34 protein-coding genes and 2 pseudogenes are annotated in these 25,426 nt (G+C 37.6%); 3 read left to right on the top strand and 33 right to left on the bottom strand.

Annotation, left to right across the window (positions count from 1 at the left end; genetic code table 11):
- Positions 1-225: 225 nt before the first annotated feature.
- From KI362_RS06785 to KI362_RS06705, 17 genes and pseudogenes are all read right to left on the bottom strand, one after another.
- A pseudogene (locus KI362_RS06785) lies at positions 226-414 on the bottom strand (RidA family protein); the annotation flags it as partial.
- Between the two features lie 20 nt (positions 415-434).
- On the bottom strand, positions 435-992 hold the full coding sequence (locus KI362_RS06780) for a shikimate kinase (RefSeq protein WP_301626397.1): 558 nt from the start codon (positions 990-992) through the stop codon (positions 435-437).
- A gap of 296 nt (positions 993-1,288) precedes the next feature.
- Entirely contained in the window at positions 1,289-1,702 is a 414-nt protein-coding gene (locus KI362_RS06775; protein WP_301625874.1) for a GNAT family N-acetyltransferase, read from the bottom strand.
- Positions 1,703-1,897: 195 nt separating this feature from the next.
- Positions 1,898-2,290: a DUF4259 domain-containing protein gene (locus tag KI362_RS06770; RefSeq protein WP_301625873.1), complete on the bottom strand. Its 393-nt coding sequence runs from the start codon at positions 2,288-2,290 to the stop codon at positions 1,898-1,900.
- Positions 2,291-2,492: 202 nt separating this feature from the next.
- On the bottom strand, positions 2,493-3,518 hold the full coding sequence (locus KI362_RS06765) for a phosphotransferase enzyme family protein (protein WP_301625870.1): 1,026 nt from the start codon (positions 3,516-3,518) through the stop codon (positions 2,493-2,495).
- A 192-nt stretch (positions 3,519-3,710) separates the two neighbouring features.
- Positions 3,711-3,986, bottom strand: a pseudogene (locus KI362_RS06760) (DUF3267 domain-containing protein); the annotation flags it as partial.
- A 238-nt stretch (positions 3,987-4,224) separates the two neighbouring features.
- Positions 4,225-4,320, bottom strand: a complete 96-nt coding sequence (gene comI / locus KI362_RS06755) for a competence inhibitor ComI (protein WP_301625869.1) — start codon at positions 4,318-4,320, stop codon at positions 4,225-4,227.
- 311 nt (positions 4,321-4,631) lie between these two features.
- Entirely contained in the window at positions 4,632-4,796 is a 165-nt protein-coding gene (locus KI362_RS06750; protein ID WP_301625867.1) for an HAD family hydrolase, read from the bottom strand.
- A 20-nt stretch (positions 4,797-4,816) separates the two neighbouring features.
- On the bottom strand, positions 4,817-5,410 hold the full coding sequence (locus KI362_RS06745; protein ID WP_301625866.1) for an HAD hydrolase family protein: 594 nt from the start codon (positions 5,408-5,410) through the stop codon (positions 4,817-4,819).
- Positions 5,411-5,635: 225 nt separating this feature from the next.
- Entirely contained in the window at positions 5,636-6,055 is a 420-nt protein-coding gene (fosB, locus tag KI362_RS06740) for a metallothiol transferase FosB (RefSeq protein ID WP_301625865.1), read from the bottom strand.
- A 192-nt stretch (positions 6,056-6,247) separates the two neighbouring features.
- On the bottom strand, positions 6,248-6,775 hold the full coding sequence (locus KI362_RS06735; protein ID WP_301625863.1) for a GNAT family N-acetyltransferase: 528 nt from the start codon (positions 6,773-6,775) through the stop codon (positions 6,248-6,250).
- Between the two features lie 206 nt (positions 6,776-6,981).
- The gene (locus KI362_RS06730; RefSeq protein ID WP_301625861.1) at positions 6,982-7,590 is read right to left on the bottom strand and encodes a hypothetical protein; all 609 of its coding nucleotides are present in this window, start codon (positions 7,588-7,590) and stop codon (positions 6,982-6,984) included.
- A gap of 64 nt (positions 7,591-7,654) precedes the next feature.
- Complete coding sequence (locus KI362_RS06725; RefSeq protein WP_044478146.1) at positions 7,655-7,942, bottom strand: HEPN domain-containing protein; 288 nt, start codon at positions 7,940-7,942, stop codon at positions 7,655-7,657.
- A gap of 225 nt (positions 7,943-8,167) precedes the next feature.
- Positions 8,168-8,578 (bottom strand): hypothetical protein, encoded by a 411-nt coding sequence (locus tag KI362_RS06720; protein ID WP_301625858.1) that lies wholly within the window; start codon positions 8,576-8,578, stop codon positions 8,168-8,170.
- 179 nt (positions 8,579-8,757) lie between these two features.
- Entirely contained in the window at positions 8,758-9,426 is a 669-nt protein-coding gene (locus KI362_RS06715; protein WP_301625856.1) for a cysteine hydrolase family protein, read from the bottom strand.
- 243 nt (positions 9,427-9,669) lie between these two features.
- A complete protein-coding gene (locus tag KI362_RS06710) occupies positions 9,670-10,200 on the bottom strand; it encodes a GNAT family N-acetyltransferase (RefSeq protein WP_301625854.1) in 531 nt (176 codons plus the stop codon).
- A gap of 277 nt (positions 10,201-10,477) precedes the next feature.
- Positions 10,478-10,834, bottom strand: coding sequence for a hypothetical protein (locus KI362_RS06705; RefSeq protein ID WP_301625852.1), 357 nt, complete (start codon positions 10,832-10,834; stop codon positions 10,478-10,480).
- 795 nt (positions 10,835-11,629) lie between these two features.
- On the opposite strand from KI362_RS06705, the gene KI362_RS25480 reads away from it, so the two are divergent.
- Positions 11,630-12,004 (top strand): hypothetical protein, encoded by a 375-nt coding sequence (locus tag KI362_RS25480; RefSeq protein WP_071784161.1) that lies wholly within the window; start codon positions 11,630-11,632, stop codon positions 12,002-12,004.
- A gap of 592 nt (positions 12,005-12,596) precedes the next feature.
- On the opposite strand, the gene KI362_RS06700 is transcribed toward KI362_RS25480, so the two are convergent.
- The 9 genes from KI362_RS06700 to KI362_RS06660 all read right to left on the bottom strand — a co-directional run bounded on the left by KI362_RS06700 (position 12,597) and on the right by KI362_RS06660 (position 19,419).
- Complete coding sequence (locus KI362_RS06700; RefSeq protein WP_301625850.1) at positions 12,597-13,028, bottom strand: NUDIX hydrolase; 432 nt, start codon at positions 13,026-13,028, stop codon at positions 12,597-12,599.
- Positions 13,029-13,317: 289 nt separating this feature from the next.
- On the bottom strand, positions 13,318-13,746 hold the full coding sequence (locus tag KI362_RS06695; protein WP_301625847.1) for an ankyrin repeat domain-containing protein: 429 nt from the start codon (positions 13,744-13,746) through the stop codon (positions 13,318-13,320).
- 349 nt (positions 13,747-14,095) lie between these two features.
- On the bottom strand, positions 14,096-14,875 hold the full coding sequence (locus KI362_RS06690; protein ID WP_301625845.1) for a hypothetical protein: 780 nt from the start codon (positions 14,873-14,875) through the stop codon (positions 14,096-14,098).
- A gap of 517 nt (positions 14,876-15,392) precedes the next feature.
- Positions 15,393-15,488 (bottom strand): competence inhibitor ComI, encoded by a 96-nt coding sequence (gene comI, locus KI362_RS06685; RefSeq protein ID WP_229752580.1) that lies wholly within the window; start codon positions 15,486-15,488, stop codon positions 15,393-15,395.
- A gap of 319 nt (positions 15,489-15,807) precedes the next feature.
- Complete coding sequence (locus KI362_RS06680; RefSeq protein ID WP_301625842.1) at positions 15,808-16,290, bottom strand: hypothetical protein; 483 nt, start codon at positions 16,288-16,290, stop codon at positions 15,808-15,810.
- Positions 16,291-16,474: 184 nt separating this feature from the next.
- A complete protein-coding gene (locus tag KI362_RS06675; RefSeq protein ID WP_301625840.1) occupies positions 16,475-16,795 on the bottom strand; it encodes a hypothetical protein in 321 nt (106 codons plus the stop codon).
- Positions 16,796-17,055: 260 nt separating this feature from the next.
- Complete coding sequence (locus tag KI362_RS06670) at positions 17,056-17,601, bottom strand: GNAT family N-acetyltransferase (RefSeq protein WP_301625838.1); 546 nt, start codon at positions 17,599-17,601, stop codon at positions 17,056-17,058.
- Positions 17,602-17,826: 225 nt separating this feature from the next.
- A complete protein-coding gene (locus tag KI362_RS06665; protein ID WP_301626395.1) occupies positions 17,827-18,324 on the bottom strand; it encodes an AAA family ATPase in 498 nt (165 codons plus the stop codon).
- A gap of 822 nt (positions 18,325-19,146) precedes the next feature.
- Positions 19,147-19,419, bottom strand: a complete 273-nt coding sequence (locus tag KI362_RS06660) for a DUF6809 family protein (protein WP_301625836.1) — start codon at positions 19,417-19,419, stop codon at positions 19,147-19,149.
- Positions 19,420-19,526: 107 nt separating this feature from the next.
- Between KI362_RS06660 and KI362_RS06655 the strand changes: the two genes are divergently transcribed.
- Positions 19,527-19,745, top strand: coding sequence for a helix-turn-helix domain-containing protein (locus KI362_RS06655; protein WP_178023818.1), 219 nt, complete (start codon positions 19,527-19,529; stop codon positions 19,743-19,745).
- 203 nt (positions 19,746-19,948) lie between these two features.
- Here the strand turns inward: KI362_RS06655 and KI362_RS06650 are convergent, their stop codons facing one another.
- The 6 genes from KI362_RS06650 to KI362_RS06625 all read right to left on the bottom strand — a co-directional run bounded on the left by KI362_RS06650 (position 19,949) and on the right by KI362_RS06625 (position 24,138).
- Positions 19,949-20,440 carry a hypothetical protein gene (locus KI362_RS06650; RefSeq protein ID WP_301625833.1) on the bottom strand — a complete coding sequence of 164 codons (492 nt, stop codon included), beginning with the start codon at positions 20,438-20,440 and terminating at the stop codon, positions 19,949-19,951.
- Positions 20,441-20,959: 519 nt separating this feature from the next.
- Complete coding sequence (locus KI362_RS06645) at positions 20,960-21,721, bottom strand: hypothetical protein (protein ID WP_301625831.1); 762 nt, start codon at positions 21,719-21,721, stop codon at positions 20,960-20,962.
- 328 nt (positions 21,722-22,049) lie between these two features.
- Positions 22,050-22,382 carry a hypothetical protein gene (locus KI362_RS06640; RefSeq protein WP_301625830.1) on the bottom strand — a complete coding sequence of 111 codons (333 nt, stop codon included), beginning with the start codon at positions 22,380-22,382 and terminating at the stop codon, positions 22,050-22,052.
- 197 nt (positions 22,383-22,579) lie between these two features.
- Positions 22,580-22,936, bottom strand: coding sequence for a hypothetical protein (locus tag KI362_RS06635; RefSeq protein ID WP_301625829.1), 357 nt, complete (start codon positions 22,934-22,936; stop codon positions 22,580-22,582).
- Positions 22,937-23,218: 282 nt separating this feature from the next.
- Positions 23,219-23,620, bottom strand: a complete 402-nt coding sequence (locus KI362_RS06630; RefSeq protein WP_301625828.1) for a GNAT family N-acetyltransferase — start codon at positions 23,618-23,620, stop codon at positions 23,219-23,221.
- Positions 23,621-23,925: 305 nt separating this feature from the next.
- Positions 23,926-24,138: a helix-turn-helix domain-containing protein gene (locus KI362_RS06625; RefSeq protein ID WP_301625827.1), complete on the bottom strand. Its 213-nt coding sequence runs from the start codon at positions 24,136-24,138 to the stop codon at positions 23,926-23,928.
- Between the two features lie 171 nt (positions 24,139-24,309).
- Here KI362_RS06625 and KI362_RS06620 point away from each other — a divergent pair, with 171 nt between their 5' ends.
- Positions 24,310-24,597: a hypothetical protein gene (locus KI362_RS06620; RefSeq protein WP_301625825.1), complete on the top strand. Its 288-nt coding sequence runs from the start codon at positions 24,310-24,312 to the stop codon at positions 24,595-24,597.
- Between the two features lie 246 nt (positions 24,598-24,843).
- On the opposite strand, the gene KI362_RS06615 is transcribed toward KI362_RS06620, so the two are convergent.
- The gene (locus KI362_RS06615) at positions 24,844-25,305 is read right to left on the bottom strand and encodes a PhzF family phenazine biosynthesis isomerase (protein ID WP_301625823.1); all 462 of its coding nucleotides are present in this window, start codon (positions 25,303-25,305) and stop codon (positions 24,844-24,846) included.
- Positions 25,306-25,426 lie beyond the last annotated feature (121 nt).

Here is a 25,426-nt window from a genome sequence, read left to right as displayed (position 1 = left end):
TAACTTCATTAATTAAGCTTGCCACATAACGTTTCCGCACACACGATTTCTCACCGACTTAAAAGCCGTGGGGTCTATGGGTGCCATGCGCTTAGTAGGTCCAGGTTTCGACTGAAACCACTTCCCCAAAATTCCTCTGGCGACCCAGGGACTCAGAGAGGAACGCAGTGATTTCATTGTTATGTGATGTCCCATCCATCTTCGAGCTGCCCCAGAATAAAGCTATCATTCTTCCACTTGAAATATTGAATCGATTATTATTGGTAGATTATCTCTTACAGAAACCGCTCCAAACACAGACCTAGCATGTACACCTTTTTCTTCGAATACTTCGTACATTAGCTCTGAAAACCCATTAAGAACTTTATGATGCTCTTCAAAATCAGGTTCTGCGTTTACGAATCCCTGAACTTCGAACCACTCACATCGTGTTGTTACAAATTGAATTTTACTTTTATTTGATTTGCAACTTCTTCAGCACTTAAATGTGTGTTATTAATCCTTAAATAGTTTTCTCTTTGAATTTCTCCTTGGTAAGAATTCAGTCTATGTTTCTCCATAGTATTCAACATGTTTTTTTCAGATTGTTCGATGTTTCTTTTTGTTGGCTTTTGATCAAGTCTAAAACTAGTTTTATTTCTTTTTAGTCTTTCATCAATATCTGCTTCTAATTCAACGAAATAAACCTCTGATCCTTTTGATTCAAAAATATCACAGGTTTGTTTCACAAATTCCCAATCTCCTTGAAGATCAAATCCCCATACATATGTAAAAATAAGTCCATATTGATTGCTATTAGAAAATGATTCAAACAACTCTCTTCTTATAAGATTAGAAAGCCTCCACGTTTCACTACCAAAGCCAAAGAAAGGATGGAATAATTCGATTGACATATGATTGTGAAATAATTTTAAGTCAGTGATTTTTGTTAATTCATGACCTATTGTCATTTTCCCAACGGCTTGGGGACCGAATAAAAGAATAAACTTGATTTTGATCACTCCCTATCTCTCAAGCTTCCCGCTGATTTCCTATAACGTTTCTGTATTCACGAATCCTCACGGCCTTAAGTAACCAAAGGGAGTAGCCGCGATGCGGTTAGGCAGTGCAAGGTTGTCCAACTGCTTACGCTTCCCTGCTACTGAATCAACTTCTCCGAAACCACTTCTTCTACTTCGGCCGAACCAAGGAGCGATAGCGACGCTGCGTGAATACGGTGTTATGTGATGGTCAGGACTTCCTCGAATTACTTAGAATATGCTCTTCTACGGTCCTGATTAATTTCGTTTTACTTACTTGAATATAATATTATTCCATCTCTTCTTATCCATTCTGTTCTTGTCCAAAATTTATTTCCTATTTCATTATCAGCAATGACCATTATGTGACACTTATCGATTCCTGCCAATTCAATTTTCTTCAGACTATTTTCAACTAATTTCTTACCGAGAGATTGTCCCCGATATTTAGGGTCTACTGCTACATGATAAATATATCCTCTTCTGCCATCATGACCACATAATATTGTTCCTATTATTTTTTCTTCGTCCACACATACAAAACTCATGCCGATGTTTCTATTTAAATAGTAATTTATTGAGTCTCTAGAATCCGCATTACTTAGTGCCATACCTTCAGTACGTTTCCATAATTCAAAAGAGCCATCATAATCATTAATTGTCATTTCTCTTATTTTTATCATGAAAATTCCCCTTAATATGATTAATTTATATGGTTTGAAATTTAAGGGAGCGTAAACGACCGGGTCCAACGGACTTAGCTTCGCAGGGTTGTGAGCCTGATTCCACTTCTATGATTACCTCTTTTTGCGAACCAAGGGCGTAGCCCGCAGTGTAGATACGATGTTATGTGAAGTTCTCGACATCTTGAATCAACCTCACATTAATCTTCCTTCTAATTCTTTGATAATCTTTACCCATTCCTCAAACTTTTCGGATCCTTCCCTTAATTCTCTTAATTCTGATTCGTATAAGATTTTCCCCAATGCTTTTTGGGAATGCACTAATAATTCTTTGCCTTGGCCATTATGACGGTTTATCCAGCTTTCAAGTTCTTCATCATATTCTTCATTACCTGGTCTATCTTGCAAGGCAGCAAGTATTTCTATCGCTCCTAGTGCAATTTCTGCAGTATATGATTCTATTTCACTATCAGAAAGCACCATTTCAATTGCTTCAGTAATTAAACTTAAATCTTGTGTTTCTAAAAGATCCTCTACCCAATCTAACACAGTATCATTTTCAAGAATTCCATAACCCCAAGCTCCCATGTTTCATCATCCTCGCTTTCTTTATTCATATTTTATTTGTATTTCTGGAATTTCACATAACGTTGGTGTATTCACGAACCTCCGAAGGAGGTTGTCGCAGCAGCCGATTTTTCGAATCCACGTCTGCGACGGAGGGCATCAGCCCGATGCGTGAATTATGGTGTTATCAGATGTTGGGGTCTTCCCCGAGTTCGCTAAAAGGCTATAATTCTTCGGGAACTATAGGTTCAATCACTTTAAATAAGAATGGCTTGTCATTTATATATTCTGTGATATAAGCCAGAGCATATTTTTGTTCTTCGATTAAACTGGGAGTTTCTCTAACATCCGACGAGTGGTGACAATAGTTTTCTATCATGAACATGATGAAAAAACATTCTAGATCGCGAATGTAATCCTTATCAAGTTTGATAATGCTCTCATAGCCTTGAATTAATAACCATCGGTGTTTTGGATAAAGCTCCAACAATGCCGCTGCCATATCATACAAAAAGTATCCATAACCACATCGCCCAAAATCAATCGGGTATGGGAGCGTGTTGTTAAATACAATGTTCCCGGAATGCAAATCCGCATGAATTAGACCGTAGTTTCGAGCATCACGTTGCATGCTTCCCAATTGATGGATGATCTTTTCTATGGCTTTTTGATAAAGTATCCATGATCCGCCCGATAGAAATCGTGGATAATAATGCTCTAGTTTGGTTACCTCTTGCCTGAAACTAGGAATCCCCCAGTGAGGTCGAACAAAATTATATGGTGCATCTAAACTCGAAGAAACTTCATGAAGTTTCCCCATCATAACGCCAATGTTAAATACATGACTATCTGTGAATTCCCCTCTCCAATGCTCTCCCTCGACCCATCTCATTATTGATACGCAGGGATTCCGATACCCATCCTCCGTTTCACATTCCAAAACATAAGAGCCATTCCGGCTAATAACTCCTTCAGGCGCTATTAAATCTTCTATTTTCCTTATTTCATTAAGGAACATAATCTCAGAAATGATTTCTTCTTTGTTTACCCTTTCTGAATGTATGCGAAGTAAATAATTTCCCATTGTATTGGTTTCTATTTTGTAAGTAATGGTATCTGACAATTGAATGAAGCGTAAACAATTCCAATCAACTTCATACTGTTGAATTGCCCAAAGCGCAACATTCCTTGCTCTCGCGAGTAAACTTTGTCTTGCTTCTTCTGTATCAAAGTGAAAAAAAGGCTTCAAGACGTCACCTCCCTGTCTTTGATTCTTGCCCCAATTTCTGATAACCGCTGTCGTATTCACGATCCCGAGAGACTTAAGGAAACTAAGTCGCCGGCACCAGGGGTCGTAAGACCCGCAGCGTGAATATAATGGTATCGGATATCAGCCACTTCTTCTAATTACTTATAAAGTTCCTTAAAATCCACATTATTTCTATTTTACTTTATAATGACCTCTATAAAATATTGTATGCCTAGGTTTCAAAGCAATCAGAAAAGAATTAATAATGTCGGAAGCTGCTATTACAAGATTTATCCAGCATACAAATAAAATAATGCTTTTTCCGTTTCCTGTTAAGTAATAAGATATTATTGCAGGTACAACCGATAGAACTATGTATGGCAAACTCATAAACACCCAAAATCTCATTTTGGATAGGACTGCATCTGTGGTGAGCCATAAAAATATACCACTGAACGTTAGGCTAATGATGCTCCAGCCATCTTCGAGTTGCTTCATACTGCCCTTATAAGGTTGTTTGGTCTTTATTCATGCCCTTATCATTTCTTTGCAATCAGAGTTTTCATTGCCTTTTTGATATGGTATCATTTATATAAGAAAACCGAGTGCTGTGAACACTCGGCTATACAATTGGCTTGGATGGTTTATTCCCTTCCGAGTCTAGGCAATAAAAACCCACCTCTGGCGCTAACCTTTGGGTGGGTTTTTACTTTCTCTTGTTGTTGGAATTAATGTATGTTAAGAGGGCAAGGATAAACGTTCCGAAAAGGAACATGATCATCAATGCATCTTTAACCTCCATGGCTTCACCTCCTTTCGAAGGGAAACCATGCCCACCCAAGATTCAATTGTACTTCCTCATTCTACCGCATATACCCATCTATTAATAGAATGTTTGTTCGCGTTTCATGTTTGAATATGTTTTTCCGGAATTTCCTATAACGTATTTGTTTTCACGAGCCCGAGAGCCTTAAGGGAACGTAGCCGCCGGCCGCATTGCGGTTAGGTGGTGCAGGTTTGTTTGCCTGATCCTACTTGTTCGAAAATCCTCGGGCAGGCCAAGGAGCGTCAGTGACGCAGTGTAGATACGATGTTAGGCGAAGTAACCATGAATTACCCACAAAGTCTTTCCAAGATCATTGCCACTCCATCATTATCATTAGTTTCTGTAATCTCTCTAGATCTTAACTTCAATTCATCTATTGAATTCCCCATTGCCACGGGCCAGCCACAAATATTAAATAATCCTATATCATTAAAATCATCACCAAAAACCATGACGTTTTCGAGACAGACATTCATCCCTTACACAAAGCTGCTACTGCATTTTCCTTAGAAGCCTTCGGTGATGAAACTTGAACAAGATTTCCATTGTCTGTAATCAGAATGTTTAATTTCATTTTAAATTTCTCTTGAAATGAAATCATATCAATTTTTCCTGAAAACAAGATTTTTGATGCCTCAAGCCTTTTAAGTTCTTCCAATGGTTTTACAATAGGATTGTCTTTAACTTGCATCACTGTTGAATAGTCATATTCCCTTAAAGTTATCCATTCATCTTTCACTTCTAAACTTAAGTCAAGATCCGGATTGCAATTGAGACAGTAATCTATGAGTTCTGCTGTAACTTCAGATTCAATTGATATATGTTTGTAAATTCCTGTATGTTTACAATCAATGTAGGCTCCATTGTAATAAACAAATGAACCTACTTTGAGTATTTCCTCGTTCATAAACGATCTCACTGCCCTTGGAGGGCGTGCTGTTGCAAAGATAAATTTCATCCCCAAATTCGAGCAATCCATAATGGCATTATAATTTCGATCTGATATTTCTTTTTTGGAGTTGAGGAGTGTACCATCTAAATCCAAAACTATTATTGGAAACTTCATTAAGATCTCCTCTCTGAAAATACTTCGGGTTATTTCGCTTAACGTTTCTGTATCTACGAACCCGAGAGGCTTAAGGGAGCGCACACGATCGGGTCCGACGGACTTAGCCTCGCAGGTTTGTCCGGCTGCCCTACTTCCCCAAAATCCTTCAGACCGAGGGGCGGATGGCCCGATGCTTGAATATGGTGTTATACGAAGCTAGATGAATCACCCAAAAAATTTATATTATTCATAAAATAACATATGGTCTTTTTCTTCTTTATAATAATCTAGACGATCTTGTAATTGCCCAGTATGAAATTCAAACATATGCCCATCTGGGTCCAAAAAATAAAGCGATTTCTTATCTCTTTCTTCTCTTTCGCGCCCTGGCAAAACTTCAACCTTCAAGTTCCTCAGTTTAGTTATCATTAGTTCAAAGTCTTCTTTATCGATTGTAAAAGCTATATGGGTGTAAGTTCTATTACTAGGGTCTCTAAAAACATCTTCTTGATTCAATGCAACCCACAATCCATTCAAATCAAAATATGCCAGTCTTCTTCCTTTTACTAGAAGCTTTGCTTCAAATACCTGCGAGTAAAATTCAATAGATTTATCTAAATCGGAAACAGAAAAACAAAAATGATTTATTCCTTGAATGTTCATATTTTTTAAATCCTTTCATCCAGTTTCGTATAACGTTCTTGTATTTACGAAACGACCCAGCCTTAGATATCTCTTATCTTAGGCTGGGTCGTTTGTTGTCTGAGCTTCTTCCATGATTATACATCCGACAACCAAGGGGCGATAGCCCCGATGCGTGAATACGGTGTTAGACGAAGCTTACCTGAGTTACTCTCAAAGAATCCTTATCATGTGTATGTCTTTAGGTTCTCGTTCAAATAACTCTTGATCAATTTCATCCGTCAACTCAGAGCCAGCACTCTTATAAAAATTGACTGCAGATTCCGTTTCCGTAGATGATATATATAAGGATCCAGCTCCCCATTTTCTAGCTTCTTGACTTATCTTCTCCATCAGTTGGGTACCAATTCCTTGTCTTCTATATGTCCGTGATACATACATGAGATCTAATTGTAGTTGGTCTTTCTTCTTCCCTCTAAATTTATGTGCCAGTACAGCAAACCCAACAAGAAGATCTTTATCAAATGCTCCAAAAGCTTTACCACCGTTGGAAAGTTCATATTTAAATCGTTCTATTATTTCTCTAATCTGATGTTGATTCCAATTCGGACACTCATGCCCTGCTACAACTTCTAACATCTGGCCATCTTGAATCTCATAAATTAAATCAATTTGTTCCGATCGATCAATTTCTGCCAGTCTTTCAGCATCATTAATTTCGAGTTCCTTTAACCTTATCATCCCTGATTAACCTCCAATAAAATCATGCTTCTGTAATTTTCGCCTAACGTTGTTGCATTCACGAAACAACCCAGCCCAAGGTAGCTCTTATCTTAGGCTGGGGCGTTTGTTATCCGAGCTTCTTCCATGATTATACATCTGACAACCAAGGGACGATAGTCCCGATGCGTGAATACGGTGTTATACGAAGCACCTTGGCATTCTGATTACATGAATAGATTTGCAAGATAATCTTTAGATATCTTATTAATAACATAAATAATAACAATAATATTCAAAAGCAATCCAATTAAAACTACAACTATGTTTTTGTTATTTCTTTGAAATATTAACCAGTTCATCTGAAATCCTAAGGATACACCTTCACCAATTAAGTTTATTGGCAATACTATTACAGTATACAAGGCTAATCCTAAAAGTATTTCCCATACCTGTCCCAAATAATAACATAGCAATAGAATTGCAAAATGCATAAATGGCCACCACAAAATGACTTTACCAAACACAGATGTAACATTGATTAAGAATCCAAATATTATTCCAATACCAATCAACAAAAAGACAAATATTAAAGAATATTTAAGGGGAACTGCTGAATGACTTATGAAGTCTGCATCCAGTATTGCAATAACTTTACGGCCAGATATAAAACAAAATACTGAAAGTATCATTAATATAATAAATTGAGTTATTTTAGAACTAATTGATCTCTCCATATGAAACCTCTCTTCAAGCTGTTTCGTATAATCCAAATCCAAACTTGGTAAAGCTTCAAAGAAATATCTCCAATCAGTGAAAGTATCTTTGTAATTCAAAAGAAGAACTTTAAATTTATCTTCATTAATTTTATCAGTTGAATTAAATAAATCTGCCTTAATGTTATAAGCAATAATAGTTTTTTATGATTTCTTTCCTGGTATTTTTATTTAGTTGATAGAAGAGTTTATTTAGATCATGAGTCTTTGGAATAGTCTCGCTCTCTTTTTGAATCATGCTCTTAATTGCAAGCTCGCATGAAAATGCAGCTGTTGTAATTGCTGGAACAAAAAAGACAGAATATGATTCTCTGTTTTTGTCCCAAACCGAAATATGACTATCCATTAAACATTTGTATGACTCGAAGTAAGCGTTGGCTGTCAATTCGATTACTTTATCATTCTGCTTCATAAGTTACCTCCAACGTTAATTTGCATATCTTTCTGATAACGTTCGTGTATCACGACGTCCCACCGACTTAAGACTGCGAAAGCAGCCGGCCGCGATGCGGTTAGTCGGTGCGGATGTGTCAGCGATACCACTCCTCTGCTAATAGCTTCTCGCGGACCGAGGGCCGTCAGGGCCGATGCGTGGATATGATGTTATATGATGTCAGCCACTTCCTCGAATGACTTACTAATTATGCTTTTTTGCAAGATTCCACTTTAAAAATAGGTTAATATCACTTATTGCATCTAATATTGTCCCTTTATTCTCTTTATTTTCCCTTAGTTCTTTAAGTACTATTGGTTTAACGAGTCTTTTATCTAACTTCCTTTTCGTTCTTGCAACATGTGCTATTCCCATAATTGCATTAGATCTTACAATTGGGTTCTCATGTTGAGCTAACCTAAGACAAATATCTTGTGCAAATTTCCAGTTGTGATGATACATCCCAACAGAAAGAGATAAGTACATTAGTTCTTCTACTTCTTGTCTTTCAAGCATTTCTTCAATTTCTTGATCGGAGTATTCTTCAATATGCTTATAGATCCGCTCCATCGCAAGTACTCCCATAAATTTATTATTGTTCTTGGCTGATTTCATATAACGTTCTTGTATTCACGAACCCTCACCGACTTGAGTCCCGAAAGGGACGGCCGCGATGCGGTTAGGTGGTGCGGGTGTGTCCGGCTGAATGAGCTTCCCTGCTCTGAAATGCCCCACCGAATCACTTCAATCTTCTGCCGGACCGAGGGGCGAATGGCAGATGCGTGAATACGTTGTTATATGCTGTTGGGGCCTTCTTCGTATGTGCTTGCAAATTGTCTAATAAGTTCCTCTGTTCTTGTTACTTTAACTCCTATATTAATCATTTCATGAATACCCTTATCATAAACACCTGATATAGCATCCTCGACCATGACCACCTTAAAGTCCCTTTCACTTGCTTGATATATACTTGTTCTTGGACAGTTCGGAAAATTGCACCCGAGAAAGATTAGCGTATCTATATTCTTCTCTTTTAGAAATACTTCTAAATCGGTTTGATAAAATGCCCCCCATCTTGGCTTATACATTACCCATTCATTATTTGCGATTAATTGAATTCTTCCTTGGAGCAGCCCTTCGTCGTCTATCTGAACTGAATTTTGTGGGCTAATCATTTCAACTAAATCTGCTCCCATAGATCCTGGTGTTACAATTGGCACACCTGTCTCAATTAATTCTCGACGGCAAATGTCAACATTCGAGCCATCTTTCTTATATAATCGAATTACATGCATAATAGGAATATTTCTACTCCTACATGCATCCAATACTCGCTTCATTTGTGGCAGTACATTAACTGTGCCTGCAATTTCTGCAACAGCTCCTGGTAAACTAAAATCGTTCTGAGTATCGATAGTAATGATCGCGCATTTTTTAAAGTTCGGGTCTGTGTAACTACTCATCATCTGATCAACCTTTCAGTATCGAATTTGCCCCAATTGCATACAACGTTCTGGCATTCATGAACCCTCACTGGCTTAAGCTGCTGGCCGAACTAGCGTAGAGATCGGCTTGCCGGGTCGGAGACTTAGCCAGTGCAGGGTTGTCCGCTGAATCACTTCCCCGAAAATCCATCTTGCGGACCGAGGGCGAATGCCCGATGCGTGAATGCGGTGTTATGCGATCTACGAATAAACCCTAATTCATTATTCTTCTTCAAATTTCAAATACCAAAAAATCGCTTTTTCATTAGCTGTCTGAAAATTAGTGTATAGCATAGTATCTACTGCGCCGAGTACAAAATTGTTCTTTGCATAAAATCTGCATGCAGATACATTAACATCCTGTGTCTCGAGCATTAGACCAGCAAAGTCATTATTCCTCGCCCATTCAACTCCTTCTTTCAAGAGTTCTTTTCCTATGCCTCTTCCTCTCCACTTTTTGGCGACAGATATATCTTCCATTAGAGCATAGCCATTCCAATTAGAACGAAGTCGTATCCGCCCTACGCAGTCTTTGTCATCATAGTAGAAAAAAACTGCTTTGCTAGCATCATCAACATAACTTTTGTCAATGTCTTCATCGACATATCGTTTTTCATATGATTCCGAATATATCTCTTCGGTATAACTCCATTTATCATTTTCGTATTTAGGGATTATTCTCCCGAACACAGTTAAACTCTCATTTGACTTATTAAAATCATTCATATTTACATGAGATATCTTAACCAGCATATATTCTTTAACTCCTTTACATATGTGGTTTTAATGTACTTCAAAGGTTTCTAGCAATTTGCAAGGGTTTCGCATAACGTTTCGGCATTCACGAACCCTCCTGACTTAAGATGCCGACCGATCGCTGCGCTGGATCGGTCGGCCGGGTCATAGACTTAGCCAGTGCAGGGTTGTCGCCTGAATATACTCCCCTGCTTCCTCCTCGGGCGACCGAGGGACGCGACAGCGGCCGATGTGTGAATGCGGTGTTATGTGATGTCCCAGGCTTCGAAGCTCATCAATCAATTTCATTTTTTATATAACATTCATCTATTTTCTTAATTGAACTGATAATATTATTAATAATGTCTCCTAGAATTTCTTCACTCAACTGATTCAATCCCTTGTATAAATGACCACGTATCTCAAATTCGTCATCCCAATGGTCGTATCTATGGACAAGCTTATTCCTTACAAATCTTAGAGAATTTATACTACTTAGGATTTGGGTTTTCTCTTCCCCGTATATACCGTTTTCTTCAAATATCTTTTCTATCTTTCCATTGATCTTCTTACTGCTATTTGTGTTATCTGAAATTATGATATTGTCAATAAGCTTTTCAACTTCAGAAAAAAGAATAATAATTAATGTCATTTTCTGATATTCTTGATAGTTGAACTTTATCCCCAGAATCTCATCATCGATTGAAGTGAAAAGTTCATCCTCAGTAACAGAGATATTTTGAGAATCAGCAGACTTTAAAATCTCTTGAATGTTGTCCTTTCGAGATAATCATAGTAACTCATCAATGAATGATTATAGTACTTTACTGAATGCGTTATTCGATTGTAAAATATTTCAAACTCAATAAGTCCAGATACAGAATAGAATTGTTCTTCACCCACGAGATCATCAATACGTATCATTATGTACTCCTTTAAACTGGGATTTCAGATAACGTTGTTGTATTCACGAAACGCCCCTGCCTTAGATGGCTCTTATCTTAGGCTGGGGCGTTTGTTGTCTGAGCTTCTTCCATGATTATACATCTGGCAACCGAGGGGCGGTAGCCCCGATGCGTGAATACGGTGTTATAGGATATCAACATCTTCTTCGAAAAACTATTGGAAGCTTGTTGTTCCTTATCGAATCTCCTTCTTTCGCCACAGGGTAGGAACCTTCTCTTGAGGGTAAAAATATGCCTTTTCCATATCGTTGTTTTAACTTTTTTTAAGGTTTCCTCCTCCTCCGGCATAAGCCCTTTGGTAATACTTTTTTTCTACTTCCATAAAAAATTCATTGAATTCTTCGACTAAATCAGCGTTCTTTGTCATACGACCGACACCTATCCTATTTTAGTAAAATCAGACTATCACCCCGCTCTATTTGTCTATACCATTCATAAAAACCGCAATACACTATATCAACCTTAGAAAAGGAGTGATTTAGTTGGCAAACAGTGATGTACGTCTTGCACTTTGGTCTGGTACCAATTTTTCTGGTCGTCGGATCCTCTTCAGACGTGGAGGGGTTGCGGTTCGTGATCTTGGAGCGTTTCGGTTTGACAATGCGCTTTCAAGCTTTCGACTCAGAAATGTTGTGCAAAGCACTCAAGTAACACTTGTACTGTTTTCGGGAATTAACTTTCAGGGGTCATTCCGGGTGTTCCGTGGCAGTCAAAATGTGGCTAACTTGGGTAATTTCAATTTCAACAACGTCACATCTTCGTTAATCTTGGTAGGCCGCAATCTTACTAACACGGAAATATCTCAAATTCAAAGCACTGGAAGACCGCCTCGAGACATTCTTATTATAAGACAATAGCACTAAATAATATGGCCTTTTGGGATAGGAAAACGACAGTCTACTATACCAGCGGCAATCTAGGGCTTAATTATCGTCCAAGGCTTACGATTTTATTGAACGCAACAAAGGCTCAGGGTTGCTTATTCTACGCCCTGAGTCTTTTTTCAAATTGAATTTGGTTATTTTTTAACCATCTTTCTCTAACTGCTGAGTAAAAGTAGTTTTACCAGAGCCCGCTACGCCACACATCATTACCACCAATGAAACAGTTGGATCTTTCTAAAGAATCATATCTTTTTTTCAGAGTTCTCATACATCAGTATTCTCCTTTCATCTTTGGTTTAGCTATGTTTATATTTTTGTTTTGCGCTGATTTCCTATAACGTTCTTGTATTCACGACGTCCCACCACCTTAAGGTCACGAAGTGACCGGCCGCGATGCGGTTAGGTGGTGCGGATGTGTCCGGCTGCTCCAACTTCCCCGAAACTGAAATGCCTCTCCGATTCCACTTCTAACTTCCTGCCGGACCGAGGGCGTATGCCCGATGCGTGAATATGGTGTTATCCGAAGTTCATGTCTTCTTTGAATTGCAGTCAAAGATGTATCACTTTATTCAATCCACTTTCTTGGTCCAATTTCATGAAATAGTTTCTTCCTATTATTGTTCAGGGCGTCAAGAATACGATTATATGTAAAGTCACTCATAGGTTTAGGCAAAACATGTATATTGAAAAATCCACATTCTAATATCTCTGGCGAACTTGGAGTTGGTATTAAATCTTGTACTATTCGAGCAAGAAATACAAAATGATGCATATCGTATGTCGGATCGTAATAAATACCTGTTATCTCACCGACAGTAATTTGTACTCCAATTTCTTCTAATGCCTCTCTAGTTGCAGTCTCTTCAGCCGATTCATTTGATTCTGCTTTGCCTCCGGGGAGATCCCAATTATTTCTTCCATAACTGTGTCTGACTAATAGTACTCTTTCTTCTGAATCAAAGATAACTGAAGCAGCGCCAATCAATTTAGAAGACATAATAGTGCTCCTTTAAATTTTTTTTAGAATCTTGCTTTGTGACTTTATCTATGAAGTCTTACATGAATTTCCGATAACGTCTCTTGTATTCACGAACCCAAGAGGCTTAAGGACGCGCCAGCGACACTTAGCCTCGCAGGGTTTTCTGCCTGATTCAACTTCCTCGAAATACCTCGGGCAGACCAAGGCTCCGTCAGGAGCGGCAGCGTGAATACAGTGTTAGGCGATGGATCTGCCATCTTAGAGTTACTCAAACGAAGCTTTGCTCAGTTCTTAAAATGTTATTGAATTATTTATTTGTTCTATACTCTTTTAAAAAGTTTATTATCTTTTTTGAATTATATCTCATAGCAATATCTAAAGAAGAATTCCCTTGTATATCTTCAATATTAATATTTGCTCCCTTATCTAATAAAAATTTAATTATATCGATAGGTTCTTCCCCTGGCTTTCCGCCTGTTTGAATGGTCCCGTCTATTGAGATGTCTACTGCCTGATGTAAGGCGGTCCATCCATTAGATGATCTATAATTAACATCAGTCCCATTATTCAGTAAAATCTCTACTATTTCTATTCTTTCATTTTCAATAGCACATGTTAATAATGTCCAACCATTATCCTCAAAGTTAGGATCTCCCCCATTTGAGAGAAAATCCTTAACAAATCCAATATTTCCGACAGCTATAGCTCTAAATATATTGTATTCTTTATGATTCATATACCCTCCGGTGTGCTAACAAATAAGACAATTGAGTTAACCATTATAATCAACAATGCAAGTATGGGTTTATATGATCAGCAGATCTTTCGCCTAACGTTATTGTGTTCACGACGCTGCACCACATTTAACCCCGTATGGGATTACAGGTGGTGCGGGTGTGTCCGGCTGAATCAACTTCCTGCTGCTGATATGCCTCTTTGAAACTGCCGCTAACTTCGTGCCGGACCGAGGGCGAATGCCCGATGCGTGAACATGGTGTTAGACGATTGTCCGCCTTCTTCGAGTTACTTCAGATCACTTTTATAAATGCAATTCTAGTTTATAAAAGCTGTTGTTGTAAATTATCTTAATTCCTTATATTATGTAATGCATTTACTATTTTACTTTTTGTTAAATTCGTTAAATCATCTGTTAACTTATTGGCTTCTTCTAAAAATGAGTCTAAAAAATCAAATCTCATTACCAATATACAAGGTGAATATGAATTTCCTATAGATATGTCTTCCAACAAAAAACCTCTCTGTATTGATTCAAATTTGGTTTCATAATGTTCGTCTAAATAACATTCAAATAATTCGCCCTCAACAAGAATGATTGGAAAGACAAAATTGTAACCATCAGAAATTCTTATATTGTCGAAAGTGTACTTTGAAGCTTTGAGTACACCTGTAACTGCTTGATATGTACTCGATTGATCGTCTTTAAAACCTTGAACGAGGTTATAGCCAATCCTTCCATCTTTATTGAGCCAAGGCATATTTTCAATTTCATTGTAGTTTTCTGTTAAAATTTCTCTTGATAATTGGGAATTATAAGAGAATGATAAAAATTTGTTTCGATAGTTTAATGTATCTTTAGAGGTAAACAGCACATACGGATTTGATTTAGATGATTTACACTCAAACACAAAAAAGATGTTTAATAATCCAGTTGGTTCTTTAAATTGAGAAATTACATCAATTTCTCTGAATTTGTTACTATCTTGATCAATGTAATATTCAGAGTTTCTAGTGAAGTAGTTAGCATCATTCATCTTTCTACCTAATTTCATCTCTAATTGATATCCATGTCGATTAAACCATTCCATTAACTTTGAATTAATGTTGGGATTTTCTTTTTCAGACATTTATTTTGCTCCTCAACTTAAACTATAAACATCGGTTTTTAGAATACATTTTAAGTAATATAGTGTTAGTGGTACGCAACATAGTTATTTATAAGATTGTATTTGCGGACTTTTGTCTAACGTTCTTGTATTCACGAACCCTCACTGGCTTAAGGGGCGCCAGCCCCGGGTCCGACGGACTTAGCCAGTGCAGGGTTGTCTGCTGATTCCACTTCTCCGAAAATCCTCTTGCAGACCAAGGGACCGTTAGGTCTCGCCGCGTGAATACGGTGTTATAGGATGCTCCGGCCATCTTCGAGTTGCTTCATACTGCCCTTATAAGGTTGTTTGGTCTTTATTCAGGCCCTTATCATTTCTTTGCAATCAGAGTTTTCATTGCCTTTTTGATATGGTATCATTTATATAAGAAAACCGAGTGCTGTGAACACTCGGCTATACAATTGGCTTGGATGGTTTATTCCCTTCCGAGTCTAGGGCAATAAAAACCCACCTCTGGCGCTAACCTTTGGGTGGGTTTTTACTTTCTCTTGTTGTTCGAATTAATGTATGTTAAGAGGGCAAGGATAAACGTTCCGAAAAGGAACATTATTGTCAATGCATCTTTAACCTCCATGGCTTCACCTCCTTTCAAAGGGAAACCATGCCCACCCAAGATTCAATTGTACTTCCTCATTCTACCACATATACCCATTCATTAATAGAATGTTTGTTCGTGTTTTATGTTTGTATACAGTTTGCCGGAATTTCCTATAACGTTCCTGTATCTACGAATCCGAGAGGCTTAAAAGGAGCAAAGCGACTGGGTCCGAGGGACTTAGCCTCCCAGGGTTGTTCACTGATTCCACTTCTTTGCTTATCGTATCGTGTGAACCAAGGGTCGAATGGCCCGCAGCGTAGATACTATGTTATATGATGGATAGGCCATCATTGATTTAGCCAACAAAATCATCCGGTGCCCATACTGCAATATCATCCCCAGGACAACAAACGATTTCCCATATTTCATATTTATTTTTATTCCCCCATACCCCTAATTGCCAGCTTTCATATTTATCATTGTGTCCATTTACGTAAAGGACTTCACCTGATTCAAATATAATAATTAGATTCGGTACATCAATCGATAACCATAGATCTATTACTTTCTTCATTCTAAGTTCACAAATTATTTTTGAACGCTCTATCCAATCCAACTCAGGTAAAGTATCTGCTGTTGGAAAGAACTCTGGCAGGGAAGGGAGCACTGCAAACTTTCCTTCAATATTTAAATATATTTGTCCATCTATTCTAGCCTTGTTTACTTCATTTTCAGCAAATAATATCTTAAGTCCATAGAAATTAATCCCCTCAATATACGAACCAACGCATAAGTATTTTAATGTCTTATCTGCAAGATCTTTTAAGGATTTCTTCATAGAAACACCTCATTGAAAATATTCATTGCCTATCTTTCATACGTTGTTGTATTTACGACGCTTGGCGAATGCCAAGTGTGTCCGGCAGGTTCCGCTTCTCCGAATTTCCTTCGCCAGACCGAGGGCATATACCAGAAGCATGAATCCATCTGATGGACACGCCTTCCTCGATCCTTCTTACTCATCAGGTTTCCTTGTTTGGGTATCTCTGCCATTCTCCTTTTTGCGAACGGATAGATCCATCAAATTCTATTTTTGCTATGCCCTTCAACTCATTATAAATCTTTTCTTCAAATCTGTTTTGCTGTATAAAAATCATTCCAAGGGACTCTCCACAGCTTGCTTTAATCATGTCGTCTACCGAATCATCCTTTATTATTACCGCTAATGCCTCGATAACTGCTTCATGACTATATCCACTTAGATCCATAGCAGCATCATCCCGCTCAGCATCTGATGCTCTTTCATCTAGCAATATTTCAATTAGTCTTTCCCATTGCTCCATATAAATCCCCCGAGGGTTTTATGTATTTTCCTTTTCACTATAATTCTCTATCTCTGCCTATCTTTCATATAACGTCCTTGTATTCACGAAACGACCCAGCCTTAGAAAGCTCTTATCTTTGGGCGTTTGTTGTTGTCTGAACCTCTTCCATGATTATACATCTGACAACCAAGGGGCGATAACCCCGTAGCGTGAATACGATGTTATATGATGAGAATGCCTTCATTGAATTTGCCAAAAATCATTTCCCAATACGCTTTTTATTCCAGTTGATTTTTAACTATTAATTTATAGAGTCCTGTTACTTTATCGAACTCATACCCGTTATTCACTAATACTCTTATAGATGCAATATTTTCCTTAATGGGATCTGCAATCAGTTGTACAGGCTTTTCATTATCTATAACCAGTTTATTCAATTCTTTTATCAACTTATTTCCAATCCCCTTACCTAACAATTGTTCATCACCAATCAAATAATCAATTCCATATGTTCCACATGGTTCATTATCCCAGGCGTAACCTACTCCAGTCTTACCAATATCATAATACTGACAAAATCCAATCGGAACTTGATTATATTCAACTATATGATGAACTATCCATGAATATCGTCCATCATCATTTTTGATTTCATTCAGCCATTCTTGAGGATCGCCGAACCATTTTTTTATATATGCCTTATTCAACCATTCTTTAACAAGTGAAATATCGTTACTGGACATTTTCCGAAGATAAATATTATTCAATTCATCCATGTTCAACCCTCTATCCTTGATTTTAATATTGTGTTGCATTCCTTTCATATAACGTTATGGCATTCACGAACCCTTACTGCCTTAAGCGACCAAAGGGAACGGACGCGATGCGGTTGGCAGTGTAGGGTTGTCCGCCGGATTCCTCTTCCTCGAAAACCCTCGGGCGGACCAAGGGACGCGACAGCGTCCCGTAGCGTGAATGCGGTGTTATATGATGTCAGCGCCTTCCTTGATATACCTGTACAAATAATTACCTCCATAAGTTTAAGGATTTCATCTATCTTCCAATTGTTTAAATAATGTATTAAAGCTTTCTTCCACAGTTTGATGTGCTGTATCTATGACTATGTGGTCCCGGTCCCAAACATCATACTCTCGATTTCTGATTTGCTCCCACGTCGGTAGAATAAAGCCTGGAATATCAACTGTGCGCGTTTCTATTCGATTCCTGTGTTCGTCATAGTCAGAGCAGATCACTTCAATTTCAACAAAAGGGATTCCCAGAGAATCCGCTACGTTGCGCCAAGCATGGCGCGTGATTTCGATAGGATTAACTGTATCTGCAATTACATCTAGGCCCAACTGAAGATTCTGCGCTGCAATTGCATAGCACACAATGTAGCCCTCAGGTCCTTCAATGGCTATTCCAACATCCCGCATAGCCTGCTCTACGACATCGACTCGAAGATACGTAGCACTTAGTTCTCTCGCTAAAGCCGATGATAATGTGGTTTTCCCGGTACCAGGCAGTCCACTAAATATATAGAGCAATAAGCTCATCTCCTTCGAGAAAGGCAATTTGTTATTTCGGATTTGCGCTGATTTCATATAACGTTCAGGCATTCACGACCCCTCACTGGCTTAAGCTGCCGATCGATTCAGCGCAGCAATCGGTCCGCCGGATCGAAGACTTAGCCAGTGCAGGGTTGTCCGTCTGATTCATCTTCTTCGAAATTCCTCGGTGCGGACCGAGGGCCGCAGGCCCGATGCGTGAATGCGTTGTTAGATGAAGTTCCTGACTTCTTCGAATCTTCTCAATAATTATATTTTACATGTTTAAATGTTCTTGTCATTTGTATTAGTCTCTTTAGATAATGCTAGTTAATTAAACCCGTACTTATAAATCTGTTCCCTTATCACTGGACTACTAAACAAGAAATATAGAAGAAGTAATAAGATAATACAGCCTGATATAATGCTGAGTCTAGAAAAGGCTGTACTATATTTCTTTATCAATGGTGATATCACTATTAGTACCATGGAGAAACAAAACACGACAAGCACCAGTAATCTAGCAGTTAGGTATTCCCACACTATTCATACCTCCTGTTTTTATTAGATTTCATCTTTTGGTCTTCGAAGAGTTTCAGTTTCAGGTATTTCATCTAACGTTCTTAGTATTCACGAAACGCCCCAGCCTTAGATAGCTTTTATCTTAGGCTGGGGCGTTTGTTATCTGAGCTTCTTCCATGATTATACATCTGATAACCAAGGGGCGAAAGCCCCGATGCGTGAATACGGTGTTAACTGAAGTCAACGACTTCCTCGAGCTACTTTACTCTCTAATATATCATCCGTCTTTAAAATTCTTCTTTATTTTCCATCCGCATAAGCCTCCGTTACAATTTGAACACCCATTTTGAAACCATAGATGAATACTTCGGTTGAGTATATCGAAGAAGACTTTCTCAACAGATCATATATTTTTTCAAGAAGCTCTACCTCATCCTCCGTCAGACTTGTGAGTAACTTCTCCTTGAAGCTTGAAATTTCGCTATTCAACAATTTATACTCTGGATTCTTTGGTATAATCTTTTCTTCTGGTCTAATTTCTCCAAAATACAACTGCTCTAATAAGCTACTCATCCTACATTCCCTCCATTGTATTTCTCATAAGAACATTTTAGCGATTTTATCGCTAAATCTCAATAGCGAATTACTCGCTAGAGTATTTTTATGTTGGAGGTGTTTGTATGTACCCAAGAATTAGAAGCTTGCGTGAAGATAAGGATTTAACTCAAACTCAAATTGCTGCATATCTCAACTGTAGTCAACGTATATACAGTAATTATGAACGCGGTGAAGTTGATATTCCAACCGCCATACTCATTAAACTTGCCGACTTCCACCAAACCAGCACCGATTATCTTCTTAATAGAACTAACATTAAACAAGCTTATCCCAAAGATTAAAAAATTTTTTTGGAGTTCTTATTTCAACTATCGTTGATTTCAGTTAACGTTCCCGTATTCACGAACCCGAGAACCTAAAGCCCCCAACGGGGGCGGCCGCGACTGCGGTTAGGTTCGCAGGGTTGTCCGCCTGACTCCACTTCTCGAAATGCCCCGGGCGGACCAAGGGGCGGCGCCAGCCGACCCGCAGCGTGAATATAATGTTATCGGATGTTCTCGACATCTTGAGCAGCTAAATAGTTCTTTGCCTCTAACTCAATTTGTTCCTTCAATTCTTTTTCATCTGGTTTGTAATACTCGTCATCATAAATTATCCTATCAATTCCTTCATCTAAATTAATCCATACAGACAAATCCGCTGGATAGTCAATCTCAAATGTCACTTTAAAAATGTCCTTTGTGGCCTCAAATGGATCCTTCGTTTTATTCACGATCTCTAAGCACAGTTTTCTTATAATCTCTCTTGCACAGTCTTCAAAATCAGGAATTGTAATTCCTAGTTCACTTAAAGACCTGTTGAAATAATCTTGATACCTAAATATATTTTCTGTCTCTTCCATTGAGCTAAGCATATATAATGATTTGGATTCTTGGTCTTCTTCAATCATTCTATAAGCCCAATTCAAGTAATCTATAGTTGTTGCATTACCTTTATGTACTTTATAAAAAATAGCTCTTGTCGCTCTTATGCTCATGTTTTTCAACCTCTTTCGAGAATTTTCGATAACGATTTGTGTTCCCGACGTCGAAAGGCTTAAGCTACTAACCCGTCAAGCGAAGCGATCGGGTTGCCGGGTGGCTTCGCCACTTAGCCTTGCAGACGTGTCCGTCTGAGACTCCACCGCTACTGATTCAACTCCGATTTGATTATTCTTCTTACTGCTTCTTGCGGACCAGCGGCCACAGCCGCTTGCGGGAACATTATGTTAGACGCCGCCTTTGCCCTCTTGAATTACTTCCACACACACCGATCTTCATCGATCTGCTTCTATTAATACATATTGCTTCCTGCTTCCTCTTTCTTAAATATGTATTTTGCAAAGGTGGCGGCTAACGTTCTTGTATTCGCGAAACGCCCCAGCCATAGATAGCTCTTATCTTAGGCTGGGGCGTTTGTTGACTGAGCTTTCTTCCATGATGATACATCTGTCAACCAAGGGCGATAGCCCCGTTGCGTGAATATGGTGTTAGCTGATGTCCCGTACTTCTTGGAATTATCCATCGTTCTCATTTATATTTGATTCATATATTGAAAAAAACTCATCATTAGTTTGATCATACTTCAATAGTACGTAATTAATTACATGACCTTCTTCCAACATCACAGCAAAATAATTTTCAGGCAGTTCAAAACACTCAATAACAAACCATGAAGTAGCGCCAAGTTCTTTACGACTCTTTATTAGTTGATCCTGACCTTTTTCAATTTTTTCAATGATTATATTGTCCGCCTTTTTTAACGAGTGACTAATTAATGTATCCCAATTGTCAATTATGTTTTTATTACTTAAACCTTGAAGAAAACTCATATTGTCACTCCTAGTTATTTTTATTATCTCTAATGCCTCAACCAACTTTTTAACATAATACATGTTCTTCTTACCAGTATATATCTTTGATAAATCTAATAAATCTCTGAAATTATTTTGATTAATATACCACTCTACTATGTAATAATTTGACTTTTGGTTCTCAAACAAACGAACAAATTGTAAAAATGATTTATTATATCCATAATACTCTAACCAATATCTGAATTGAACTTGAGAAAGACCTAAAGATAACTTTAAAATTCGACCTCGACCCATAATAGAACAATATAAAAAGAATAAATATTCAAATAAGCGGATTGGAAGAGGGCGGAACTCTGATTCAACTAGAATGATCGCTGCTGGAAGAGGGTTCTTCTTGATCTGCTTGTTCAAATTCCGAATAAGCTGTTGCTGACTCCTGCTGCCACTTTTTGTATTGTTCATAGTTAGTTCTCCTAACTTCTTTATCAAAAACAAGAGTGATGATTATAGGAATCAGTATTCCTACAAGGACTACACCTATCATTACCTCTATCACAAAGAAATCGCCGAATTGTGTGATAATACCCCAATAATTTTTCGAATTAATCATTGGAGAAATCCAAATGTGGGCTCTAAGCAAAATATAAAAAAATACAAAAAGAACGCAGCCATAAAAAACCGATAGGAATCCTCTTCTTGAACTTGCTGTTGTATACCTGTTAAAGTTTCTTATAGTGCTAGTAAATCTTAAGACAACAGAAATTAAAACTACTAGTGTTGCAATAAAAAATTACTCTTCAGTGAGAATAAAAGACCATACTAACGCTAACAATAATGGAATCACAATTACAAAGATAACAGAGGAAAAAATACTCTTTACTTTAATTATTTTTTTCTCTCTTTCAGCGACATCGTCATCAATATAATCATCAATAAAGCTTTCACCTAAATAAGCAGCCAGAGGAACGTTTAACTTTGCAAGAGGATAAATAGAAAAATAAATTGGAGTATATATATTACTTTTATACCGTCTCCAATAAATCGGAATAAAGTAAAATGATAAAGCTACAATCAATGGTACAGGGGCTATAGTCCATTCCCAAATACTTTTTAGTATCTCCATTGAGATATCCTCCTTTGATTTTATATAATTTAGGGATTTCAGCTAACGTTCCTGTATTCAAGACGTCCGGCGAAGCCGAATGTGTCTGCTGAATTGCTTCTCGAAATGCATCCAGCAGACCAAGGCTCCGACAGGAGCCGCAGCTTGAATATTATGTTATAGGATGTCAACGACTTCTCTGCAACTTGCTACATACTCTAGGATCTCATCTCATTTATTATGCTTTGAAGACCTGAAAGATTTCCTTTACCTAGTGTTGAATAATAATTTACGTGCTTTTGGGATGCATTTAAAGCTTTTATAAAAAATTCTTTTCCATAATCTCTTTTTATACTTTCAAACAATAATCTATTGGTTCCATTATTAAATGCCCTTTTATAGACTTCTCCACTCATCATCGCCAAAAATATGGTGATAAACGCTTGTGCCGATCCTTCATTCATTCCTGTGATCTTATTAATTTCTATCTTTCCTTCAGTTCTTGTAATTTGCCCTGAATATACCTTCTTTGCTATTTCATAAGCTGCTTCGCTCATTTCCATAGTGATTTTCATATATTCTCCTTATAATCAGATATTGTTTTATGAAGTTTGTATATCCGTTGATTTCCTATAACGTATCCGTATTGCCGAAGTTCATGAACCTTAGCCAGACCTGGCTTAGGTTCATGAATTTGGGTGAAATGACGTTAGGAATGGAACCGGCAATATTTTGTTAGACGATGTAACCCGTCACTCACATAATACACAAATTAATACTTTATCTATCATTATCGAAACTTCTAGTACCCCAGTTATATAATTCTGTTTATCTTGCCACAACTACACATTATGCTATTAGTTGTTTGAAAATAATTTACACGGTATGTATAAAAACACATCATTATTAATCTTAAAGCCATTTTTTTCGTAATAACCTGATATTTCTTCTGTTGTTTGAACTAACCATTCCGAGTTTGGAAAATGATCAATACAGCGTTTTATTAATTCTTTGCCTATCCCTTTGTTTTGAAAATCCGGTAAAACAAGCAGGTCATAAATAATCGACCTAAACATTTTATCACTCAATACCCGCACTGCTCCAACCAAACATTCATTTTCCCACGCTGAAATTACAAGAGTGGAATTAATAAACGGAACATTATATTTTTTTATCATCTCTGGAGTATCTGAACCATCTGACCAACCTACAGACACAAATAATCTATGTAATTGCTCAGATGGCAAATCTTTTTTCATATCATTGTAAATAATCCCCATGCTTTTTTCGCTCCCTTTAATATAAATAATCTATGTTTTCCCAAGTCTTTTTTGCTATCGTCATTTGTGTAAATAGATCTTTTGTTTTTTTATAGTCCTTTCCCACTAGGCTTATTTCGTCTAACGTTCCTGTATTCATGACGTTCAACGTAGTTGAATGTGTCTGCTGAAGCGCTCTCATAAAATACTTCCAGCAGACCAAGGCTCCGTGAGGAGCCGAAGCATGAATATTATGTTATACGACGGAATCGCTTCTCTGATTGACTCACATCTTCTTTTCTTCTTTAACTTTGTTTGGGTTCTGCTCTATGTTCCAATAAATCTCCAGGTTGGCATTCTAATGCCGTACATAATTTATCAATTACTTCTAACGATACATATTCATTCGTATTGAGCTTTGCCATCGTTGCCGATGAAATTCCCGTAATTTTTAATAAATCTTGTTTCTTAATATCCCGATCAATCAATAATTTTTGAAATGGTTTATAACTTATCATCTGGTACCCCTTCATATCTGAATTGAATTTTTCTTTAATTATATGAAAGTATATTTTCTTAATCAAAAATATATTTGACATGTCTTGACCGCAAATTTCATTATGATAAAATAATATTCAATAAGTTAAATTTTTGTTCGTAAAATAAAACATAGCGGACGGTGATCATCCATGCACAATTCTTTAGAAGTTTTACTAGATTCGTTGATTAGTAATCGAATTGAAGCTTTATATAGTGATCTTCTCAAAAACAACTCCATCTATAATCAATTCTCATCCGATCGGAATCTTTACTTCAAACAGTTACATGAGCTTCTACCTCAGGATATGCATAAAACTCTATTTCTTTACGATGACGCAGACCTTTCTGTTCATACAATATTAGAACGAGAAATTTATTTACAGGGGTTTAAGGATGCTCTTCAATTACATAATGAATTAAATATAACTTCTAATTGAGAGCCAAACGGCTCTCTTTTCATTTGATCTGTCGTATAACGTTCAAGTATTCACGACGTCCCACCACCTTAAGGTCCCAACGGGACCGGCCGCGATGCGGTTAGGTGGTGAGGGTGTGTTCGGCGGAATCTACTTCCTTGCAGCTGAAATGCCTCGCTGAATCCGCTTCTAACTTCTGCCGGACCAAGGGCCGAATGGCCCGTTGCGTGAATACGGTGTTAGGTGATGTTGGCTCTTCTTCGAAACTCAAATTTCTATTTCCTTGACAAACACCGCATTGCCTGAAATATAGATTTCCATTAATTCTTGATCTATTCTATAGGCTTCCACAAATACTCTTCCATCTCGATTTATTTCTTGACCCTGTTCAACAGTAAATTTAACTGAATCTATTCCTGACATAATATAATTCAGATAATATGCTCCCATTACTCCGGATGCAGTCCCTGTTACCGGATCTTCAACTGTCCCTGAATATGGAGAAGAAAAATGTCTTGCATGCATTAATGAATCCGGATACTTAGTCTCTAAACAAAACGGATGTATAGAAGCACGAGAGTTCTCTAATAGTATGTTGGGGAACTCCTTGTTATTAGGAACCATCCTGTTAAAAGACTCAAGCTTCTTAATTGGTATTAATACAGTCCAAGTCCCAGTACTACCGTATATTACAGGATACCTCGAATCCAAATCATGAATTGACTCCAAGGCCCCCTAATTAAACTGGAGTCTCCCTGCCCAATAATTTAAACTTAGGACAAAGGGAGATGATCGGTATGGGAAAAAGGCTGAATGAAGAAAAACGTTTACAAGTTGTGAAAGAAGCGAT

This window comes from Paenibacillus apis, from assembly GCF_018333295.1.
Lineage (GTDB): Bacteria > Bacillota > Bacilli > Paenibacillales > Paenibacillaceae > Fontibacillus > Fontibacillus antibioticophila.
Note: the sequence above shows the minus strand (reverse complement) of the source record. Positions and strands in the feature narration are given on the sequence as shown.

Bases quoted from the DNA above. Each gene is read 5' to 3' on its own strand.
- KI362_RS06775 (WP_301625874.1), bottom strand. From the start codon at position 1,702: ATGATAAAAATAAGAGAAATGACAATTAATGATTATGATGGCTCTTTT.
- KI362_RS06770 (WP_301625873.1), bottom strand. From the start codon at position 2,290: ATGGGAGCTTGGGGTTATGGAATTCTTGAAAATGATACTGTGTTAGAT.
- comI (WP_301625869.1), bottom strand. From the start codon at position 4,320: ATGGAGGTTAAAGATGCATTGATGATCATGTTCCTTTTCGGAACGTTT.
- KI362_RS06750 (WP_301625867.1), bottom strand. From the start codon at position 4,796: ATGGTTTTTGGTGATGATTTTAATGATATAGGATTATTTAATATTTGT.
- KI362_RS06745 (WP_301625866.1), bottom strand. From the start codon at position 5,410: ATGAAGTTTCCAATAATAGTTTTGGATTTAGATGGTACACTCCTCAAC.
- fosB (WP_301625865.1), bottom strand. From the start codon at position 6,055: ATGAACATTCAAGGAATAAATCATTTTTGTTTTTCTGTTTCCGATTTA.
- KI362_RS06735 (WP_301625863.1), bottom strand. From the start codon at position 6,775: ATGATAAGGTTAAAGGAACTCGAAATTAATGATGCTGAAAGACTGGCA.
- KI362_RS06725 (WP_044478146.1), bottom strand. From the start codon at position 7,942: ATGAAGCAGAATGATAAAGTAATCGAATTGACAGCCAACGCTTACTTC.
- KI362_RS06720 (WP_301625858.1), bottom strand. From the start codon at position 8,578: ATGAAATCAGCCAAGAACAATAATAAATTTATGGGAGTACTTGCGATG.
- KI362_RS06715 (WP_301625856.1), bottom strand. From the start codon at position 9,426: ATGAGTAGTTACACAGACCCGAACTTTAAAAAATGCGCGATCATTACT.
- KI362_RS06710 (WP_301625854.1), bottom strand. From the start codon at position 10,200: ATGCTGGTTAAGATATCTCATGTAAATATGAATGATTTTAATAAGTCA.
- KI362_RS06705 (WP_301625852.1), bottom strand. From the start codon at position 10,834: ATGACATTAATTATTATTCTTTTTTCTGAAGTTGAAAAGCTTATTGAC.
- KI362_RS06700 (WP_301625850.1), bottom strand. From the start codon at position 13,028: ATGTCTTCTAAATTGATTGGCGCTGCTTCAGTTATCTTTGATTCAGAA.
- KI362_RS06695 (WP_301625847.1), bottom strand. From the start codon at position 13,746: ATGAATCATAAAGAATACAATATATTTAGAGCTATAGCTGTCGGAAAT.
- KI362_RS06690 (WP_301625845.1), bottom strand. From the start codon at position 14,875: ATGTCTGAAAAAGAAAATCCCAACATTAATTCAAAGTTAATGGAATGG.
- comI (WP_229752580.1), bottom strand. From the start codon at position 15,488: ATGGAGGTTAAAGATGCATTGACAATAATGTTCCTTTTCGGAACGTTT.
- KI362_RS06680 (WP_301625842.1), bottom strand. From the start codon at position 16,290: ATGAAGAAATCCTTAAAAGATCTTGCAGATAAGACATTAAAATACTTA.
- KI362_RS06675 (WP_301625840.1), bottom strand. From the start codon at position 16,795: ATGGAGCAATGGGAAAGACTAATTGAAATATTGCTAGATGAAAGAGCA.
- KI362_RS06670 (WP_301625838.1), bottom strand. From the start codon at position 17,601: ATGAAAGGAATGCAACACAATATTAAAATCAAGGATAGAGGGTTGAAC.
- KI362_RS06660 (WP_301625836.1), bottom strand. From the start codon at position 19,419: ATGAGTAGCTTATTAGAGCAGTTGTATTTTGGAGAAATTAGACCAGAA.
- KI362_RS06655 (WP_178023818.1), top strand. From the start codon at position 19,527: ATGTACCCAAGAATTAGAAGCTTGCGTGAAGATAAGGATTTAACTCAA.
- KI362_RS06650 (WP_301625833.1), bottom strand. From the start codon at position 20,440: ATGAGCATAAGAGCGACAAGAGCTATTTTTTATAAAGTACATAAAGGT.
- KI362_RS06645 (WP_301625831.1), bottom strand. From the start codon at position 21,721: ATGAACAATACAAAAAGTGGCAGCAGGAGTCAGCAACAGCTTATTCGG.
- KI362_RS06640 (WP_301625830.1), bottom strand. From the start codon at position 22,382: ATGGAGATACTAAAAAGTATTTGGGAATGGACTATAGCCCCTGTACCA.
- KI362_RS06635 (WP_301625829.1), bottom strand. From the start codon at position 22,936: ATGAAAATCACTATGGAAATGAGCGAAGCAGCTTATGAAATAGCAAAG.
- KI362_RS06630 (WP_301625828.1), bottom strand. From the start codon at position 23,620: ATGAAAAAAGATTTGCCATCTGAGCAATTACATAGATTATTTGTGTCT.
- KI362_RS06625 (WP_301625827.1), bottom strand. From the start codon at position 24,138: ATGATAAGTTATAAACCATTTCAAAAATTATTGATTGATCGGGATATT.
- KI362_RS06620 (WP_301625825.1), top strand. From the start codon at position 24,310: ATGCACAATTCTTTAGAAGTTTTACTAGATTCGTTGATTAGTAATCGA.